The sequence below is a fragment of the Amycolatopsis marina genome, assembly GCF_900111885.1.
Classification (GTDB): Bacteria; Actinomycetota; Actinomycetes; order Mycobacteriales; family Pseudonocardiaceae; genus Amycolatopsis; species Amycolatopsis marina.
Window position 1 is genome coordinate 1 of the sequence record NZ_FOKG01000025.1, and the last position, 19,227, is coordinate 19,227.

At 68.9% G+C, this 19,227-nt stretch carries 18 protein-coding genes; 11 read left to right on the forward strand and 7 right to left on the reverse strand.

The annotated features are described in order from the left end of the window. Positions 1-378: 378 nt before the first annotated feature. The 3 genes from BM199_RS28510 (at position 379) to BM199_RS28520 (ending at position 2,858) form a co-directional block, all read left to right on the forward strand. A complete protein-coding gene (locus tag BM199_RS28510; RefSeq protein ID WP_091678003.1) occupies positions 379-1,317 on the forward strand; it encodes a glutamate ABC transporter substrate-binding protein in 939 nt (312 codons plus the stop codon). 102 nt (positions 1,318-1,419) lie between these two features. Further along, positions 1,420-2,064 carry an amino acid ABC transporter permease gene (locus BM199_RS28515; RefSeq protein WP_091678008.1) on the forward strand — a complete coding sequence of 215 codons (645 nt, stop codon included), beginning with the start codon at positions 1,420-1,422 and terminating at the stop codon, positions 2,062-2,064. Beyond that, complete coding sequence (locus BM199_RS28520; RefSeq protein WP_091678010.1) at positions 2,061-2,858, forward strand: amino acid ABC transporter permease; 798 nt, start codon at positions 2,061-2,063, stop codon at positions 2,856-2,858. Before BM199_RS28515 ends, BM199_RS28520 begins: the two co-directional genes overlap by 4 nt. On the opposite strand, the gene BM199_RS28525 is transcribed toward BM199_RS28520, so the two are convergent. Together BM199_RS28525 and BM199_RS28530 are read right to left on the reverse strand one after the other, a co-directional pair. Then, positions 2,803-3,537, reverse strand: a complete 735-nt coding sequence (locus BM199_RS28525) for a copper homeostasis protein CutC (RefSeq protein WP_091678013.1) — start codon at positions 3,535-3,537, stop codon at positions 2,803-2,805. The genes BM199_RS28520 and BM199_RS28525 overlap by 56 nt on opposite strands. Next, positions 3,534-6,203 (reverse strand): sensor histidine kinase, encoded by a 2,670-nt coding sequence (locus tag BM199_RS28530; protein ID WP_091678016.1) that lies wholly within the window; start codon positions 6,201-6,203, stop codon positions 3,534-3,536. Before BM199_RS28530 ends, BM199_RS28525 begins: the two co-directional genes overlap by 4 nt. A gap of 202 nt (positions 6,204-6,405) precedes the next feature. Here BM199_RS28530 and BM199_RS28535 point away from each other — a divergent pair, with 202 nt between their 5' ends. The 6 genes from BM199_RS28535 to BM199_RS28560 all read left to right on the forward strand — a co-directional run bounded on the left by BM199_RS28535 (position 6,406) and on the right by BM199_RS28560 (position 12,588). After that, entirely contained in the window at positions 6,406-7,377 is a 972-nt protein-coding gene (locus tag BM199_RS28535; protein ID WP_091678018.1) for an ABC transporter substrate-binding protein, read from the forward strand. 43 nt (positions 7,378-7,420) lie between these two features. Beyond that, a complete protein-coding gene (locus BM199_RS28540; RefSeq protein ID WP_091678021.1) occupies positions 7,421-9,058 on the forward strand; it encodes a DNA repair helicase XPB in 1,638 nt (545 codons plus the stop codon). 199 nt (positions 9,059-9,257) lie between these two features. Next, complete coding sequence (locus tag BM199_RS28545) at positions 9,258-10,016, forward strand: DUF4253 domain-containing protein (protein ID WP_091678166.1); 759 nt, start codon at positions 9,258-9,260, stop codon at positions 10,014-10,016. Positions 10,017-10,064: 48 nt separating this feature from the next. Further along, entirely contained in the window at positions 10,065-10,817 is a 753-nt protein-coding gene (locus BM199_RS28550) for an AAA family ATPase (protein WP_091678024.1), read from the forward strand. A gap of 83 nt (positions 10,818-10,900) precedes the next feature. Further along, positions 10,901-11,788: a DUF72 domain-containing protein gene (locus tag BM199_RS28555; protein ID WP_245788851.1), complete on the forward strand. Its 888-nt coding sequence runs from the start codon at positions 10,901-10,903 to the stop codon at positions 11,786-11,788. A 173-nt stretch (positions 11,789-11,961) separates the two neighbouring features. Then, entirely contained in the window at positions 11,962-12,588 is a 627-nt protein-coding gene (locus tag BM199_RS28560) for a nitroreductase family protein (protein WP_091678030.1), read from the forward strand. 3 nt (positions 12,589-12,591) lie between these two features. On the opposite strand, the gene BM199_RS28565 is transcribed toward BM199_RS28560, so the two are convergent. Continuing rightward, positions 12,592-13,167: a type 1 glutamine amidotransferase domain-containing protein gene (locus BM199_RS28565; protein WP_245788853.1), complete on the reverse strand. Its 576-nt coding sequence runs from the start codon at positions 13,165-13,167 to the stop codon at positions 12,592-12,594. Positions 13,168-13,264: 97 nt separating this feature from the next. Here BM199_RS28565 and BM199_RS28570 point away from each other — a divergent pair, with 97 nt between their 5' ends. Then, positions 13,265-14,236: an o-succinylbenzoate synthase gene (locus tag BM199_RS28570; protein ID WP_091678032.1), complete on the forward strand. Its 972-nt coding sequence runs from the start codon at positions 13,265-13,267 to the stop codon at positions 14,234-14,236. An 11-nt stretch (positions 14,237-14,247) separates the two neighbouring features. Here BM199_RS28570 and BM199_RS28575 read toward each other — a convergent pair whose 3' ends face one another. Together BM199_RS28575 and sigJ are read right to left on the reverse strand one after the other, a co-directional pair. Next, positions 14,248-15,411, reverse strand: coding sequence for an NAD(P)/FAD-dependent oxidoreductase (locus BM199_RS28575; protein WP_091678035.1), 1,164 nt, complete (start codon positions 15,409-15,411; stop codon positions 14,248-14,250). Between the two features lie 62 nt (positions 15,412-15,473). Next, positions 15,474-16,337: an RNA polymerase sigma factor SigJ gene (gene sigJ, locus BM199_RS28580; protein ID WP_218160458.1), complete on the reverse strand. Its 864-nt coding sequence runs from the start codon at positions 16,335-16,337 to the stop codon at positions 15,474-15,476. Positions 16,338-16,444: 107 nt separating this feature from the next. Here sigJ and BM199_RS28585 point away from each other — a divergent pair, with 107 nt between their 5' ends. Continuing rightward, positions 16,445-16,672 (forward strand): PspC domain-containing protein, encoded by a 228-nt coding sequence (locus tag BM199_RS28585; RefSeq protein WP_091678041.1) that lies wholly within the window; start codon positions 16,445-16,447, stop codon positions 16,670-16,672. An 8-nt stretch (positions 16,673-16,680) separates the two neighbouring features. Here the strand turns inward: BM199_RS28585 and BM199_RS28590 are convergent, their stop codons facing one another. Then, a complete protein-coding gene (locus BM199_RS28590; protein ID WP_091678043.1) occupies positions 16,681-17,499 on the reverse strand; it encodes a transporter substrate-binding domain-containing protein in 819 nt (272 codons plus the stop codon). Further along, positions 17,496-19,160, reverse strand: a complete 1,665-nt coding sequence (locus BM199_RS28595; RefSeq protein WP_091678046.1) for a M14 family zinc carboxypeptidase — start codon at positions 19,158-19,160, stop codon at positions 17,496-17,498. Before BM199_RS28595 ends, BM199_RS28590 begins: the two co-directional genes overlap by 4 nt. Positions 19,161-19,227 lie beyond the last annotated feature (67 nt).

Sequence of the window (19,227 nt, forward strand, 5' to 3'; positions counted from 1 at the left end):
GGGCCATCCCCGCCACGCCCTCGGGCAGGCGAGCCTTGGCCAGCCGACGTCCGGCCATGTCCATCAGCTCGATGTCGTGATGGTCCTCGGCCCAGTCATCTCCCACGAACAGTCGCAACGGTCCTCCCGCTCTCGATGCCGATCACCCTGTGCAGCCAGCGGGAGAACCATCAGCGACCTAATCAAGCAGTGCTTCCCGCAACCCTCACGCGGGGCACGACATCCCAGCAGCGATCAACTCTCCCGGCCTACCGGCAGGGGCACTGTCTTTCACCAGGACTCGAAATCCAGGAACCGAGAGTGCTCACCTGCCGGCCGGCTACCAGCAGGAGTGTGCCGGATAGCTCACTCCCAGAACTGATTAGGAACGGGTCCACCATGACTTTGGCGTTCTCGACACGCCGGCTGATCGCAGCGGTCGGCGCTGTCGGCCTTCTGGGAGCGGTCAGCGCATGCTCTGGCGGTGATGCCGCCGTACCCGGCGGCGACTCGGGCGGTGCGCAGGCCACCGAGAGCGTGCTGGACCGGGCTCCGGTGGCGAGCGAAGCGGAGATCGGCGCGAGCACCACAGCCGCCGCGATCAAACAGCGGGGAGAGATGCTGGTCGGCGGCTCGCTCGACGCACCACTGCTCTCCCAGCAGAACCCGACCACCGGTGAGACCGAGGGCTTCGACGCCACCCTGGGGAAGTTGCTCGCCAAGTACATCATCGGCGAGCCAAACGCCGAGATCGTGAACTCGGGGTCGGAGACACGGGAGGCGCTGCTACAGAACAGCACCGTGGACGTGGTGTTCCAGACCTACACGATCACCCCGGAGCGCGCCGAGAAGGTGGCCTTCGCCGGGCCCTACCTGCTTTCCGGTCAGTCGATCGCCACCACCAAGGACAACAACGACATCAACACCCCTGCCGACCTGAACGGCAAGAAGGTGATCGCGGGCGCCAACACCCCGGCCATCGAGGCGATCAAGGAGGTCGCCCCGGACGCCGAGATCGTCACCTTCGGCACCGACCCGGAGTGCATGCAGGCGCTGGAGCAGAACCGCGGCGACGCGTACGTGCAGGACCTCACCCTGCTCGCGGCGAACGCGCAGCTCAACGACAAGATCAAGATCGTGGGCGAGCCGTTCACCAGTGATCCCTACGGCATCGGCCTCAAACGCGGCGACGAGCAGTTCAAGCGGTTCGTCAACAACTGGCTGAAGAAGCTGCAGGCCGAAGGCATCTGGCAGCAGGTGTGGCAGGACTCGCTCGGCACGGTCGTCGCGGGCGAGGCACCGAAACCGCCGGAGATCGGTTCTGTCCCCGGCTCCTGACCTACGCACTTTTGCGGGAAAGTGCGCGGCCGGTGCGGGTAAGCCCAGCTCAGTGGCTTACCACCGCGCACTTTCGCGCAAGAGTGGGGTCGTGAGGAACACATGAACGTCGTGTTCGAGCACGCAGGCGAGTTCGGCGAGGGCATCCTGCGCACACTCCAGCTGGCGGGCTCCTCCTTCGCCGGGGCGGCAGTGGTCGCGATCGTCATCGTGTGCTGCCGGGTCGCTCCGGTACGTCCGCTGCGGGCGTTCGGCACGGCCTATGTCGAGCTGTTCCAGAACATTCCACTGCTGGTCTGGATCATCCTGTTCGTCTTCGGCCTGCCGGAGATCGGCATCCAGTTCGACCTGATCACCACGGCCGTCATCGCGATAGCGCTGTACCAGGGCGCGTACTACGCCGAGGCGCTGCGCACCGGGATCAACACCGTGGCCAGCGGGCAGGCGGAGGCCGCCCGCGCGCTCGGCCTCGGCTTCCGCCAGTCGCTGGCGCAGGTGATCCTGCCGCAGGCACTGCGCAGCGTCATCCAGCCGCTGGGCAACCTCACGATCATGCTGCTGATGAACACGGCGCTGGCCGCGGCGGCGGGAGTGGTCGAACTGGCCGCGTCGGCCAGCCGGGTCAACAACGTCGAGTCCGATCCGATCGTCATCTTCACCGCGGCCGGAGTCGCCTACGGCCTGCTGGCGCTGCTCATCTCCACCGTGTTCGGGGTACTGGAGCGCAGGCTGGTGATCCACCGGTGAGCCCGACGAACCTGCTCTTCGACGAGCCGGGCCCACGAGCAAGGCGGCGGATCCGCATCGCCACGGTCGCCGCGCTCGTGCTCGGCGCGCTGGCCCTCGCGCTGGCGATCCGCCAGTTCGCGATCAACGGCCAGCTGGCGGCCGACAAGTGGGCGCCGTACGGCACCTGGCCGATGTGGCGCTACCTGCTGGACGGGCTCGCCTCGACAGCGGTCGCCGCGGCGTTGTCCGCGGCGATCGCCGCGAGCGCGGGGCTGCTGCTCGCCTTCGCGCGCGTGTCCCGGTTCACCGTCCTGCGCGTCCCCGCCCGTGCGTACGTCGAGGTCGTGCGGGTCATCCCGGCACTACTGCTGGTCTTCGTGGTCCTGTTCGCCCTACCCCGCTACGGCATGGACATGCCGCTGCTGTGGAAACTGGTGGTCCCGCTCGCGGTGTCGCACTCGGCCCAGTTCGCCGAGATCTTCCGCGCCGGGATCCTGTCGCTGGAACGCGGTCAGGGCGAGGCGGCCGCCGCGCTCGGGCTGCGGCCGGCACAGGCGATGTGGCACGTGATCCTGCCGCAGGCGATCCGCAGGGTGGTGCCCTCACTGGTCAGCCAGACCGTCGGACTGCTGAAGGACACCTCGCTCGGCTACATCGTGAGCTACACGGAACTGCTGTTCAGCGCGCGGGTGCTCGCCAACTACAATCACCTGCTGATCCAGACGTATCTGGTCGTGGCGCTGGTCTACTTCGTCGTCAACTACTCGCTGTCCCGGTTCGCCCGGTGGCTGGAGGCGCGGCAGTCGCGTTGAGCGGGTCATGCACCTGCCGGGACCAGCGCCGCACGGCATCGACGTCTACTGTGGACTCCCAGCCACCCGGCCGGACGGCGCTGCCGACGTGGAAGGCCCGCACCCCTGCGGCGCGTAACGGCGCGACCATGCCCTCCCGAAGGCCGCCACCCACCAGCAGCACCGGCGGTTCCGACCGCACCGCGACCTCCGTGAGGACTTCGCGACCGTGCTCGACCCCTGCCGGATGGCCCGCGCTGAGCACGGTGTCGCAGCCGAGCCCGGCCAGTTCCCGGTGCGCGGCGACGACGTCGGCGGCGTGGTCGACCGCCCGGTGGAAAGTCCACGCGCAGCCCGGCAGCACGGCGATCAGTTCCGTGCAGGCAGCCCGATCCACCCGCCCGGCAACGGTCAGGAAACCGAGGACGAACTCGCGCGCGCCCGCATCGGCCAGTTCCGCCGCTGCGGCGCGCAGTCCTGCCGGGTCGGCGGCCGCGAAGGACGCCGAGTCACGCAACATCACCCGCACCGGCAGGTCGGTCGCCGCCAGCACCTCGCGGACGACCCGCACCGCGGGGGTCAACCCGTCCGCCGCCATGTCGGCGACCAGTTCGAGTCGATCGGCGCCCCCTTCCTGGGCGCACTCGGCGTCGCGCGGTCCGAGCGCGATCACCTCCAGCAGGCCGCTGCGCTCGCTCAATCCCAGTTCCCTTCCGCCGCCACGTCCTCGCGTCGCTGGTGCCGCCCCCGCCGCACTCCGTTCTGCAGGCTCGCCATTCGCGAGCGCACGGCGTCGGGGGCTCTGGAGACGATCGGCCCGTCGTCCATCAGCGGGGTGTCGGTCACACTCGGAATGAGGTCGACGTGTGGCACCCGCTTCGGCAACGTGGGCGGCTCTTCACCGTTCTGTTCCGCGTTCGGCCAGACCGGCTGCACCCGCTCCAGCTCAACGGTGTCAGGCTCGCTGTCCCGCGCGTGCGCACCGGTGCCGAACCATTCGGAGAGCACCTTTTCGTAGGCGGGCATTCGCTCGGTCGGCCCGTCGAAGTTGAACTCACCGTCGGGATCGTCCTCCTCGCTGGGCCAGGCAGGCACCACGTCCCAGTCCTCGACCGGCGCCCTGCGGGGCGGACCGTGCTCCGCGAGCGAGCGGTCCAGTGACGGGCGCTCGGCGACCTGCGGTGGCGAAGGGGTCTCCGGCGGATCAGGCAGCGGCTGGATGAGATTCAGCGGCACGTACAGCGGCCCCGGCAGATCCGGCTCCCCCTGCTCGAGATGCCCCGTGTGCTCGGCGACGAGTTCACCGGCAGGTTCGGGCTGCGCCGCGGGCTCCGGCTCCGGCTCCGGCGGCGGCGCGGGCGGTGGCTCCTGCTGTTCGGGGACGTCGGTGACGAGCGCAGCGGGAACGATGATCGTCGCCGTGAGACCACCTTCGATGGCCGCGCCGAGCCGCACCCCGATCTGGTGCCTGCGAGCCAGCCGGGCGACGACGTAGAGCCCCATCCGCCGGGAGACCTCGACGTCCACCTCGGGCGGCTGGGCCAGCCGGGCGTTCACCCGTGCGATCTCCGCGGGAGGCATTCCCGCGCCTCTGTCGGTGATCTCGATCCGCCAGTCACCGGCCACGGTCGCCGAACTGACCAGGGTGACCGGGGCGTCGTTGCCCGAGTACTCGGTGGCGTTCTCCAGCAACTCGGAGATGACGTGCACGAGGTCGCTGACCGCGTCGCCACGAATCGCGAGCTCCGGGGTCGAGACGATCTCGATCCGCTGGTAGTGCTCGACCTCCGAGAGCGCGGCCCCGATGATCTCCTCGGCGGAGATCGCGCCGTCCACTCCCTGTCCCAGGTCCTGCCCGGAAAGGACCAGCAGGTTCTCGCTGTTTCGCCGCATGCGGGTGGCGAGGTGATCCAGCTCGAACAGCCCGCCGAGAGTGTCCGGGTCCTGCTCGTCCGCCTCCATCCGGTCGAGCACCGAGAGCTGCCGCTCGACCAGCTGCTGACTGCGCCTGGACAGGTTGACGAACATCGAGTTGACGTTCTCCCGCAGCAGCGCCTGCTCACCGGCGAGACGCACGGCCTGCCCGTGGACGACGTCGAAAGCCCTGGCGACCTCACCGAGCTCCTCCCGGCTGTACACCGGTACCGGGGCAACCCCGCGCAGCTGGCGGACGCCTTCGGGACGCGGGTCGGGATCGGCCAGGATCTCCTCGACCGCGGCTGGCAGCCGGTGCTCGGCCACGTCCAGCGCCGTGCGGCGCAACGTCCGCAGCGGCCGCAGGAGCGAACGCGCGACGATCGCGGCCAGCATGCCGCCCACCAGCAGGACACCGAGCACGATCGCGGCGTCCCAGGACGCCGCCTCCCTGGCCTGACCCGCCAGCGTGTCGGTGCGCTGGCGCAACTGGACGAGCACCGCGTCCTGCACCTGCTCGGCAAGGTTGACGGTGTACGTGGCGGCCACGTCCCACTGCCCGGCGTCGAGGCCGGCCAGCGGCTCGCCGTCCTCGGCCCGGTTCAGGACCGACTCGACCATGCCGTTGCCGATGTCGACGACGAGGCCGATGACCGTGTCGTCATACATGCGCTGCTGCTCGGCTGTGGCGAACTTCGTGTAGTCGCTGCGGGCCGCGGCGAGTTCGGCCTCCGCGCCCAGCAGGGCCCGCTGCTGGTTGGCCGGAAGCTCGCCGGTCGCGAGCGCGGAGGCCACGATCGCGCGCTTGACCGACATCTGGTCCTTCACCCTGGCGAGGGCGTTGACCGCGAGGCGCATCCGCGTCAGCTCACGGTCGGTGGGCTCGGAGGCTGCCTCGTCCCCGACGTCGAGCAGGCCGGAGATCAGTTCGCTGTACGAGCGCAGCACCGCGCCCGCCGGGTAGGTGGAGTGCTCGCCGGAGTACCGCAGCCCGGTGAGCAGACCGAGCCGGTCCTCACTGCGCTGGAATCCCACCGACGCCGTGTCGGAGAGCCTCGCTCGCGCGTCCGCGAACTCCCGGTCGAACTCGCCGATCGCGGCGTCGACCCGCTCCCGCTGGTCGCGCAGGCCCGGCAGGTCTCCCTGCCTGCCCGCGGCCACGTAGCGGACGGTCAGATCGCGCTCCCGCTGCAGTTCGTGGATCACGGCCGCGAGGCGATCGTCCACCCTGACCCGCGTCGCGGCCTCGGCGAACTGCTCGGCCCGGTCCAGGTCCGCCCCGATCCGCAGACCGACCAGGGTGACCAGGGTGAGGGTGGGGATGAGCAGCACCGCGAGCAGCTTGGTGCGCAACCGCCAGTTCCGTAGCCGCCAACGGCCACCCGTGCTGGTGCCGGCGTCCTGTGGATCCGCCGCGTCACCATCACGGGGACGACTACTGCGACGGGTCACCTGGCTTCCTTCTTCAACCGCTGCGCCTTGCGCGCTACACGACGCTCCGGGGACACCGCGTAAGAAACTACTGGAGGGTAGCGACCGGCATGTGGTTCCGGAACCCGGTCCATCCCCGTGCGGCCCGCCGGCGATGCTATTGCCTCGCACCGCCTAAGCTCCACCACGAAACCAGATTCTCTCGGTCCATGGGAGCCACCGAATGAGGGCCTGTGCGCGAACGGCACTAGCTCTCCTTTGCGCGACCCTGCTACTGAGCGGTTGCTCATTTCTCGGCGGCGACCCGCAACCGGAGCCCCTCGTTCCCGAGCAGCGCACCCTTCGCGTCGGCGTCGGCAGCGCCATCGACACCGCGCCCCTGCGCATCGCGGTCGCCGACGGCCGGTTCCAGCGCGCGGGGCTGCAGATCGAACTCGTGGAACAGACCAATGATACGGACGCGCTGACGAAGCTGGCCGAGGGCGAACTCGACGTGGCTTTCGCGAGCAACGTGGCGCTGTTCAAGACGGCAGCGGACGGAAATCCGCTGCGTTTGCAGGGCGAGGCGTACACCGCGGGCCGTAACACGATGGCGCTGGTGACCCTGCCGGAGTCGGCGCTGCAGGCACCCAACGACCTGCGGTTCCCGGAGATCGCCGTGGACACGCTGGACGACCTCGGCACCCTCACGACGCGCTCGGCGCTCAGCGGAGCCGGGGTCGATCCGGAGCGGATCACCTTCGTCCGGCGCGAGCCGGGGACGATGGTGGACGCCATCAGGTCCGGCGACGTCGACGCGGCCTGGATGACCGAGCCACACATCACCAGGGCGGAGAAGGACTTCGGCGCGCGAATGGTGCTGGACACGGCCCGTGGCGCCACCCTCGGCTTCCCCGTTTCCAGCTATGCCGCCACCGTCTCCTTCGCCGAATCCCGCCCACGAACACTCACGCTGTTCCGGCAGGTCCTCGGCGAGGCGCAACAGCACGGCGGGGACCCGATGGTGATCAGGAAGGCGCTGCCCGGCCTTGCCGACGTGGACGAGACCACGGCCGCGCTCGTCTCGCTCGGCGACTATCCGACCTCGATCAGCGCGGTCCGCCTGCAACGGGTGGCCGACCTGATGCACAACTCGGGCCTGATCGGCGCCCGGCTGGACGTGCAGTCACTGCTGCCGACTCCCGGGCTCGGCTGACCGGCGCGGAAGAAGGGCCTGACCGGCACGTATAAAGGACCATGTGAGCAATGGCCCGCTGATCGTCCAGTCCGACAAGACCGTCCTGCTCGAAGTCGACCACGAGCAGGCCGACGACGCCCGGATGGCGATCGCTCCGTTCGCCGAACTGGAGCGCGCGCCGGAACACATGCACACCTACCGGGTCACCCCGCTCGCGCTGTGGAACGCACGAGCGGCGGGGCACGACGCCGAGCAGGTGGTCGACGCGCTCACGAGCTATTCGCGCTTCCCTGTGCCACAGCCACTGCTGATCGACGTGGTGGACACCATGAGCAGGTTCGGCAGGCTGCAGATCACCAACCACCCGGCACACGGGCTGGTCATGGCGACCACCGACCGGGCCGTGCTGGAAGAGGTCCTGCGGAGCAAGAAGATCAACCCGATGCTCGGCACCCGGATCGACGAGGACACCGTGCTCGTGCACCCGTCCGAGCGGGGCAGGCTCAAGCAGGCGCTGTTGAAGGTCGGCTGGCCCGCCGAGGACCTGGCCGGGTACGTCGACGGTGAAGCGCATCCCATCGCACTCGACGAGCGGGATTGGCAACTGCGGGAGTACCAGCGCCAGGCGGTGCAGGCGTTCTGGGCAGGCGGTTCCGGTGTCGTGGTGCTGCCCTGCGGCGCGGGCAAGACCCTGGTCGGCGCCGCCGCGATGGCCCAGGCAGGGGCGACGACCCTGATCCTGGTGACCAACACCGTCGCGGGCAGGCAGTGGAAGCGTGAACTGGTGGCGCGCACGTCGCTCACCGAGGAGGAGATCGGCGAGTACTCCGGCGAGCGCAAGGAGATCCGCCCGGTCACCATCGCGACCTACCAGGTCGTCACCCGTAAGACGAAGGGCGAGTACCGGCACCTGGAGCTGTTCGACTCCAGGGACTGGGGACTGGTGGTCTACGACGAGGTGCACCTGCTGCCCGCGCCGGTGTTCCGGATGACCGCGGACCTGCAGTCCCGGCGCAGGCTCGGGCTGACGGCGACACTCGTGCGCGAGGACGGCCGGGAGGGCGACGTGTTCTCACTGATCGGCCCGAAGCGCTACGACGTGCCGTGGCGCGACATCGAGGCGCAGGGATGGATCGCGCCCGCGGAGTGCATCGAGGTGCGCGTGACCCTCACCGAGGCGGAGCGCATCGCGTACGCCACGGCGGAGGCCGAGGAGCGCTACCGGCTCGCCGCGACGGCGCACACGAAGACGGCGGTGATCAAGTCCATAGTGGACAAGCATGCCGGGGAACAGATACTGGTGATCGGGGCCTACCTCGATCAGCTCGAGGAACTCGGCGACGAGCTCGACGCTCCGGTGATCCAGGGCTCGACCCGCAACAAGGAGCGGGAGTCGCTGTTCGAGGCGTTCCGACAGGGCGAGATCAACACCCTGGTGGTGTCGAAGGTGGCCAACTTCTCCATCGACCTGCCGGAGGCCTCGGTGGCCATCCAGATCTCCGGCACCTTCGGCTCCCGGCAGGAGGAGGCACAGCGCCTCGGCAGGCTGCTGCGCCCGAAGGCCGACGGCAGGCAGGCGCACTTCTACTCCGTCGTCTCCCGCGACACCGTGGACACCGAGTACGCCGCCCACCGCCAGCGCTTCCTCGCCGAACAGGGCTACGCCTACACAATCCACGACGCCGACGCCTACCTCTGACAGCACCCCTGTGCGCGTCCTGTGCACCCCTGTGCGCGTTCCAGGGACAGCCGTGTGCGCTCTGCGCCGCACCCCCGCGCACCCACACGGATGAGATCCGCTCCAGCCATTCGGGGCGCCCCAAAACTGTCAGACCCTCGAACTAGTGTTCGATCCGTTGTCGCGGACACCGCCGAACACCGACTCGAGGGGACTCGCCATGACCGTGGTCCAGCTGCACCCGCACAACCCCACCACCGAGCTCGCCCTTCCGCCCGGCCGCTGGCAGGGCAGGCTGTGGGTGTCGGACTCCCCGCTCGACGACCCGAACCGGTACCTCGCGTGTGTCGCCGCCCATCCGCGCACCGGCCTGTGGCCGGTGCTGATTCCACGGGACTCCCGCTTCGAGCGCAGCGGTGAGGACTGGACGGTCGACAGGGGCAGGCTCGCGCCCGCGGATGACCGAATCGCCGACGTCGACGTGGCCAGGACACTCGCCGGATGGTGGCGCGAGCCGTGCTGTGACGGCACCTGCCTGCGCCCGTTCGGCACGGAGTTTCCCGGGCTCGCGCAGCGGTCGGCACGCAGGGCCGATCCGCTCGCCGAGGCGGGCAACACGGGCTCGATCCTCGCCGCGCGGGCGAACTGCCGCCTCGGCCTGATCGAGACCGAACGGCCCGCCGACGTGCCCGCGCTACTCGGCTGGGCCGGAATGATCAACACCACCGACGACGTCGCGGCTGTCTCGGCCGTACTGCGCAGCTGGGAGGAGCGGTTCGGCGCGGTGCTGATCGCGCTGGGGTTCGACTCACTGGAACTCTCCGTGGCCGCCCCGCCGAAGTCCAGGGACCACTCGCTGGCGCTGGCCGCCGAGCACCGCGCCTTCTGCCTGGAGAACTTCACCGGCCAACCAGGCGGCATGCGGGAGTTCGGCGCGGATCTCGCCGGCCGCAGGCGATGGCGCTTCTGGTGGGACTGAACGTCGCGCTGCCTATCCTTGTCGGATGGCACGTTTACCGGGTCCGCGATGAGCAGGAGCACCAGCTCCCACGGTGCGTCCGGCGGCGGCTTCATCCGTGACGTGCGGCTCAGCGCGGAGTCCGCCACCGGCCGCTATCCGTTCACCCTGCCTGTGGTGCAACAGCTGGCCGGCATCGAGCATCTGGCGCTCGATCCGGCTGTGACGTTCCTGGTCGGCGAGAACGGCACAGGCAAGTCCACCCTGGTCGAAGGGCTCGCGGTTGCCGCCGGTTTCCTGGGTGACTATCTAGTGCTGCGCTGGGGCATCCACAAACCACGCACCGGCTACTTCCTTCGTGCGGAGGCGTACTACAACGTCGCCACCGAGATCGAGTATCTCGACAAGCAAAGCCCGTACCCGCTGCTACCCGCCTACGGCGGTGTCTCACCGCACGAACGCTCTCACGGGGAGTCCTTTCTGGACCTGGTGATCCACCGTTTCGGGCCGAACGGGCTCTACGTGCTCGACGAACCCGAGTCGGCACTGTCGGTACGGGGCTGCCTTTCCCTGATCACCCGCATCGCTGACCTGGTGGCGCAGGGCAGCCAGTTCGTCATCGCGACCCACTCGCCGGTACTGCTCGCCGCACCCGGTGCGCGGATCCTGCAGATCGACGACGACGGCGCGATCGAGCAGGTCCACTACGACCAGGCTCTTCCGGTGGCCCTGACCCGGAGGTTTCTCAACGAACCCGAAGCCTTCCTGCGGTATCTGCTCGATGATCGCGACGCCACCCGTCCGGACAGTGCGGTGACCTGACGGACAGTGCCCGGATCGCGGCTGGTCCGGATTCGATTCGCGCTGTCCGGGTAACCCCTCGCCGACATGTTGACGAGGAGATGATGACCGAAATCCGGATCGGCACCTCGGGCTGGCTGTACCCACCATGGCGGGGCGTCTTCTACCCCAAGGGGCTGCCCCAGCGCCGGGAACTGGAGTACCTGTCGCGGCGGCTGCGCACGGTGGAGATCAACGGCTCGTTCTACTCGCTGCAACGCCCGGAGCGCTACCGGACATGGTTCGAGCAGACACCGGACGACTTCGTGTTCGCGGTCAAGGGCGGGCGGTTCATCACGCATCTGAAGCAACTGCGCGACGTGGAGACCCCGCTGGCGAACTTCTTCGCCTCGGGACCGCTCGCACTCGGGCACAAACTGGGACCACTGCTCTGGCAGCTGCCTGCCCGGCTGCCGTTCGACGTGGATCGGCTGACGACGTTCTTCCGGCTGCTGCCCCGCAGTACGACGGAGGCCGCGGCACTGGCTCGGCGGCACGATGACCGGCTGAAGGGAGATCCCTGGACCGATCCCGGCGAGGAGCGTCGCCTGCGGCACGCGCTCGAAGTCCGCCACCCCGGTTTCGCGACCGCCGAGCTGGTGGACCTGCTGCGCGAACACGACATCGCACTCGTGGTCGCGGACTCGGCAGGCACCTGGCCGTACCTGGAGGACGTGACGTCCGACCTGGTCTATGTGCGCCTGCACGGCGACGAGGAGCTGTACACCAGCGGCTACGGCGCCGAGGCGCTGGACCGCTGGGCACGGCGGATCACCGACTGGGCCAGGGGCGGCAGCCCCCGGACCGAGCACACGGTCGGGAGCCGGGCGCCGCGCAGCCGGAGGGACGTGTTCGTCTACTTCGACAACGACGCCAAGGTGCACGCGCCGACCGACGCGATCGCGCTCGCCGAACTTCTGGGCGTCGGCGCCGTCCGGAATCCGGACGTGTGAGTACGATATTCGGGTAATCGGCCTTCTCCTCAAGGCCCCGGAGTTGCCATACTGCCGCCGTGACCGATGCCGATCGCGTTGTCGACGCCGCAGCCCCCGCACCGGACCGACCAGACCGGTGGAGTTCCGTACACGGCCACGACTACCGCGGAGTCCCCTACCGTCCGGCACGGATGCCCGTCGAGGCATCGCTGTGCGCCGCCGCGGAACTTCGTGCACGGATGGACACCAGGCGGACCGTGCGGAGGTTCTCCACCGATCCCGTTCCCGAGCAGGTCGTGCTCGACGCGATCGCCGTCGCCTCGACGGCTCCGAGCGGCGCGCACCAGCAGCCGTGGACGTTCGTGCTGGTGGAGGATCCCGAACTGCGCCGCAGGATCCGGGAGGAGGCCGAGCGGGAGGAACGGATCTCCTACGAGGGCAGGCTGGGCGAGGAGTGGCTGGCAGCTCTGCGGCCGCTGGGCACCGACGACGTGAAACCGCACCTCACCGATGCGCCTTACCTGGTCGTCGTCTTTCAGCAGCGGTTCACGCTGTTGGACGACGGGAGTGTGCGCAAGCACTACTACGTCGACGAGTCCGTGGGGATCGCCGTCGGAATGCTGCTCACCGCCCTGCACCTGGCCGGGCTCGCCGCCCTCACCCACACGCCCTCACCGATGAAGTTCCTCAGCGAGGTGCTGGACAGGCCCCGCAACGAGAAGGCGTTCGCGGTGATCCCCGTCGGGTACCCCGCAGCGGACTGCGAGGTACCCGATCTGGTCCGCAAGTCACTGGACCAGGTGCTCGTCCGGAAGTGAGCGTCAGACGCTGCTGCGGGCTTGCTGACGGTGCGCGCCCTCGCCGATCTCCTCGACCATCTTGTCGCAGAAGGCGGGCAGGTCGTCCGGCTTCCGGCTGGTCACGAAGCCCGAGTCCACGACGACCTCCTCGTCGACCCACTCCGCGCCCGCGTTGCGCAGATCGGTCTGCAGACTCGGCCAGGACGTCATCCGGCGGCCGCGGACCACGTCGGCCTCGATGAGGGTCCATGGGGCGTGGCAGATCGCCGCGACCGGCTTGCCCTTGGCGAAGAATTCGCCGACGAACCGCACCACGTCGGCGTTCATCCGCAGGAAGTCCGGGTTGGCCACCCCTCCCGGCAGCACCAGGCCGTCATAGTCGTCCACGGAGACCTCGGTCACCACCTTGTCCACGGGAAAGGTGTCGCCCTTGTCCAGGTGATTGAACCCCTGGATGGTCCCGGGCTCGACGGACACCAGCTCGGGCTGGCCGCCCGCGTCCTGCACGGCCTTCCACGGCTCGGTCAGCTCCACCTGCTCGGTGCCTTCCGGCGCCGCGACAAAGGCCACTCGGCGTCCACTGAGTGTGTCCGACACGTTCGTCACTCCTCACTTGCTGTGGGTTGTGCACTGAATCGGCTACCCGCGCCCCCACGCGCCAAACCGGCCACGCAGGCACTGGCATGATCGGGTGATGGACCTCGCCACTGCCCGGGTTTACGCGATCGGACTACGCAATCGTTTCCGTGGAATCACCGTGCGGGAAGGAGTTCTGCTGCACGGGCAGGCAGGCTGGGGCGAGTTCTGCCCGTTCGGCGACTACTCCGACGACGAGTGCGTTCCCTGGCTCCGGTCGGCACTCGAAGCCGCCGAGCGGGGATGGCCCGCACCGCTCCGGGACCGGGTGCGGGTCAACGCCACCGTTCCCGTGGTGGGCCCGCAGGAGGCATACGACATCGCCGTGGAATCGGGCTGCCGAACCGCCAAGATCAAGGTCGCCGATGCCCGTTCCACCCATGTCGAGGACTGCGAGCGGGTCGCGGCGGTACGCGACGCGCTCGGTGCGGGGGGCGCGATCCGGGTGGACGCCAACGGCGCATGGGAAACCGACGCGGCGGTGTCGGCGATCGCGGACCTCGACCGGGCTGCCGGTGGTCTCGAATACGTCGAGCAGCCCTGCCCCACCATCGAGGAGCTCGCCGCGGTTCGCCGCAGGACGCACGTGCGGATCGCGGCGGACGAGTCGATCCGCCGGGCCGAGGACCCCATGAAGGTCGCGGTCTCCGGTGCCGCCGACGTGGCCGTGCTCAAGGTCGCCCCGCTGGGCGGGGTGCGGCGTGCGCTGGAGGTCGCCGAGTCCTGCGGACTGCCGTGCGTGGTGTCCTCCGCCGTGGAGAGCAGTGTCGGCCTTGCCGCGGAACTCGCGCTGGCCGCGGCCCTGCCGGAACTCGACTTCGCCTGTGGCCTCGGCACGACCTCCCTGCTGTCCGCGGATGTCACCGCCAGCTCACTGACGCCTGTGGACGGCGAGTTGACGGTGCGAACACAAGCGCCCGAACCGGATCTCTTCGGTTACGTCGCCGCCGACCGGGTGACGCGGGACCGCTGGCTCGACCGGCTGCACCGCGTAGCCGGACGCCGGGAGTTCGTCGACGAGTTCCGGTGACGCGTGCCCCGTCACCGGGAACTCGTCGACGAACTCCCGGTCGGCGCGCTCGGGACGGCGGATCGTGTGCGACGCTTCGGCCACCAGTAGCCGTGGCGAGTACGGCGGAGCAGGCGTAGCGAGGACACGGTCGAGCGGCATATCTGCTCCTTCACGAACGCCCCGGCCCTGCCCCGCAGCACCCACTCCTTCGGTGAGTCGTCGGCCCGCACGGCCTGGATGAGTCCGGCCCGCCTGCCAAGGCTGACGCACTGGATGAAGTACCTGAAGTTCAACTGCGCTGGTTCCCTGCCTGCCGCCCGCGCGGTGATCGCATCGGCCGCGTGCGCGCCGACCGGCATCCCCGAGGCACAGGACATACGGAGTTCACCGACACCGGGAACGTGTACCGCAGCCGCGTCCCCCACGGCGTATACATCGGGGTGGGACAGCGAACGCAGCGTGTCGTCGACCCGAATCCGGCCACGGTCGTCGACGTCCAGCCCGGCCTCGGCCGCCAGCGCGGACACGGCGAAGGACGCCGCCCAGACGATCACCTCGGCAGTGATGTCCCCTTTGTCGGTCCGCAGCATCCCTTCGTCCACATGCGACACTCGCACACCTGGGCGCACGGTGACGCCGAGCCGCTCGAGTGCGGCCCGCAGGTATTCCTTGCCCTTTACCGAAAGCCGATCTCCCGGTGCGTCGGCGGTGACGAGTTCGACTCCGCGGCCTGGGTAGGCCTCGGCCAACTCGGCGGCCATCTCGATGCCGGTCAGTCCGCCACCGACGACCGCCACCGACCCGGCACCCGCACGCACCCGCTCACGCAGTTCGCTCGCGTTCTCCACGGTGAACGCGTGCTCCGCCACTCCCGGCGTCCTGGTGTCGGTGCGGCTGCCGAGCGCGTAAACCAGGATGTCGTAGGTGATCTCCCTGCCGCCGCCGGTGTGCACCGTCCGGCGCTCAGGGTCGATCGCGGTCACCGTGTCGCGCACGGTCGCGATGTCCCTGCCCTTCGTGAACTCGGTCAGTGGAATCGACACGCTGGGCCTGCCCGCCACGTACTCGTGCAGGCGGATGCGCTCGGTGAAGTCCGCCGCCGTATCCACGATCGTGACGCGCTGGCCCCGGCCGAGCCGCAGTGCGGTGGTCAGGCCCGCATATCCAGCACCAAGTACAACGACGTGTGTCATGTCTGCCTCCTTCGTATGCAAGGGAGACGACACAACGAGGCAGAACGTGACCATGACTCGGGTCACATCGGGAGATGGCGCAACTTCTCGGGATTGAGCACGACGTCCACCTCGGTGATCAGGCCCTCGTGGACGGAGAACGCGAGCACGCTGTTCACCGCGCCGGATGCCTCCCGGATCACCAGGCCCGGTTCGGAGTTGACCAGTTCCAGCCGCGCGGAAAGCCCTCTCCCGACATAGAACTTCTCGACCAGCCCGGTCAGCAGCCTGCTGACCTTCTCCCTGCCGGAGACCGGAACCCTGGCCGCGTTGACCACTCCGCCGCCGTCGGCGCGCCAGACCACGTCGGGATCCAGCACCGCCACCAGCCCCGGCAGGTCTCCGGTTTCCACGGCCGCGGCGAAGGCCTCCACGGCCTTCCGGTGCGCGGGCAGGTCGACCGACCGCCGTGGTCCGTACTCCTGGACCTGCCTGCGCGCACGGGATGCGGCCTGGCGCACGGCCTGGGTACTCCGACCGACGATTCCGGCGATCTCGCCGAACGGCACGGCGAAGACGTCGTGCAGCACCAGAGCGGTCCGCTCGGCAGGGCTCAGCCGTTCCAGCACGGCGAGCATGGCAACGCTCACCGACTCGTCCATGGTGATCCGCGCTTCCGGATTCGGGTCGCCGGACAGCAGCGGCTCCGGCAGCCATTCGCCCACATAGGACTCCCGCCGAGCGCGGGCGGAGGTGAGCATGTCATAGCAGATCCGGCTCACGATCGTGGTGAGGAAGGCACGCGGCTCGACCACCGCGTCACGGTCGGTGCCCTGCCAGCGCAGCCAGGCATCCTGAACGGCGTCATCGGCATCGCTGATGGTGCCGGTGATCCGGTAGGCCACCGCCCAGAGATGTTGCCGACACTCCTCGAACTCGTCACTCACCCTGCACACTCAAGCACACCCCCTACCGATCTCGGGGTCCGCGGCTCCGGGTGCACTCCGGGGCCTTCCCTGATGTGCCACGACCTCGCGCGGAGCACCATTGAGTCATGACCAACACCACGTACGACACACAAACCGATCAGTCCGTCAAGAAGCTGCGCCGGAGCTCGTCCGACAAGATGATCGCCGGGGTATGCGGCGGCTGGGCCAGGCTGCTCGGCGTCGACGCGGCGATCCTGCGCATCCTGCTTGTCGCGACCACGATCCTCGGCGTCGGAGTGCCGGTGCTGATCTACGCCGCATCCTGGATCCTGATGCCGGAGGATGAGGACTGAGCGGGGACTCAGCCAAGCCAGGGTTTCGCGATCCGGTCGTAGGTTCCGTCGTTGCGGGCGAGATGCAGCCACTGGTCGACCCACTCCTGCAGCACGACATCGCCACGCGGCAACAAGTAAGCCTTCTCGGAGAACGTGAACGGCTGGTCGGGGTGCACCGCACACAGCTCGGGGTGCTGCTCGGCCTGCCACCGCGTCTCGGTGGCGTCGGTGATCATCAGGTCCGCGTTCCCGGCGATGATCTCCGTGAAGATCGTGTTGTTGTCCGGGTGCCGAACGATCGTGGCCTGCCTCAGGTTGTCCTCGGCGAACCGCTCGTTCGTACCACCCGGATTGACGATCACCCTGACCCCGGACCGGTCGATCTGCTCCAGGGTCTGGAACCGCTCCACGTTCTCGCAGCGGGTGATCGGCGTCTTGCCGTCCCGCAGGTACGGCTCGCTGTAGAAGGCCTGCGTAGCCCGATCCAGCGTCACCGAGATACCGCCGACCGACAGATCACAGCGCCGACCGAGGTCCTGGAGAATTCGACCCCAGGTCGTCGGCACGATAGTGAGCCGCACGTCGAGCCGCTCGGCCAGGTCACGCGCCATGTCGATGTCGATGCCGGTCCATTCGCCGGTGACCGGGTCGCGATAGGTGAACGGTCGGTAGTCCCCGGTGCTGCACACCTGCACCTCGCCCCGCCGCTGGATGGTGTCGAGTCTGCTGTGCCCGGGCCGGAGCTCCGCCTGCGCACCCGGGTCCGTGGAGTAGTTCGCGCTCGCGGTGCCGATCCCGAGTACGGCGAGCACTGCCAGCGTGACCGCCGCCGCCTTCCACCTCAACGCTTCACCTTGCCCGCGCACTGCGACAGGTCGACGGTCTCGGTCTCCCCGCGCGCCACCGTCACCTGAACCTCCTGCAGCACCTTGCCGTTCGGCTTGGCACAGCGCAACGTCCAGCTTTCGGCGATCGCGTGGCCGGTCCGATCAGGACGGATCGAGGGGTTGACGTCCCAGGAGAAGTCCCCGGACACCGGTAGCGACGACGTCAGGGTGGTGGGGACCGGCAGTCTCGGCCCGGTGGTGCCATCCGGTTGCCGCACCGGCGCGGTGTACTGGATGAACGACTTTTCCAGGGTCAGCAGCGCCTTCTTCGGTGCGGTACCGGTGATCACCGCGTGGTGGTCGTCGTCGGCCGCGATCTCGAACTGGCGCAGCAGCCCCTCGCGCACACCGCCCTCGGCACCCTCCGCCGAGCCGGTCCCGAAGTACTGGTCGATCACACCCTGCTGATAGGGAATGTGGAAGTTGTCGCCGCCCAGCTCGAACTCGAAACCGAAGCCGCCGGTGGTGAAGTACGACCACTCACCGGTGCTGCCGCTGGTGTCGTAAAGCTGGTAGGACGGGATGCTCCGGTAGCCGGTCGCGTCACCGAGCCGATCGCCGATGGCCGCGTAGGTCTCCTCGTCCACGGTCAGCGGCGTGCTGGACTGCTGCGGTGGCCGGAGCACGAGCGAACCGTAGTTGTGCAGGCTCTGCAACGACGTGACCTGTCTCGAGGTCACCAGTTCGACGATGTTGCGCACCTCCGGCTCGGAGAACGGGGCCGCTCCCCGGTAGGTGCCGCTGGCCGGGTTCGTGCTCGCACCGGCGCCGCCCCAGTTTCCGCCGTAGTTGCGGTTGAGGTCCACGCCCAGCCGGGAGTTGTCCGCGTCCGCGCACTGCGCGGGAGTGGGCACCGCCCCGTCGGCGACCCGGCAGTTCTTGCGCTTGTACTCGTGGATGTAGCTCCTGGAGATGTCGTAACCATCGGCGTTGACGACCGGCACGACGATGATCCGCGCCTGGTCGAGCAGGCCGGTGACACGGGGGTCCTCGCCGTCGTTCTGCACGAGATCGGTGGCGAACTCCATCGCGATCTCGGCGGTCGGCCATTCGCGGGCGTGGTGGGTGCCCACGAGCAGGAATGTCGGCCTGCCGTCCTGCTCCGCGACGTCGTGGCCGATCTCGACCCCGGAGATCGTCTTGCCCAGCAACGACTTGTGTGGCAGATCGATGGGCCGGACCAGATCGGGGCGCTGCGCCACCAGCGCGTCCATCTCGGTGCCGTAGTCGGAGTAGGTGCGGTAGGTGTTGCGCCCGGTCGGCAGCGGCGACGCGGCCATGGTGCGCGCCCGCGCCTCGTCCTCGGCGAGCACCGCCTTCGTGTGCGCGACCAGGTCCGGAATCACCACCTCATAGGTGAAGCCCGCGTCCCGCACCCGGTCGAGGTCGCCGCTGCCGTGGGCGAAGACGTCCACCGAATCGGCGTCGCGATGCTCGCTGACATCCAGGCCGGTGGCGACGAGACGGTTCACCTCGGCGTCCGTCGCCGCCGCGACCCGCAGCAGCGAGACCTGGTCTTCCGGCTCGGCCGCGGCTCCCACACCGCTGGTCAGCGTTGCCGCGGTGAGTACCGCCGCGATCACCGTGGCGAAGCCCGATCTCTTCCACCGCACCGACATTTCTGCCTCCCGCCCGGATTTCCACCAGTTCGTCGAACGTAAGGTGGTTAGTTACCGGTACGAAAGG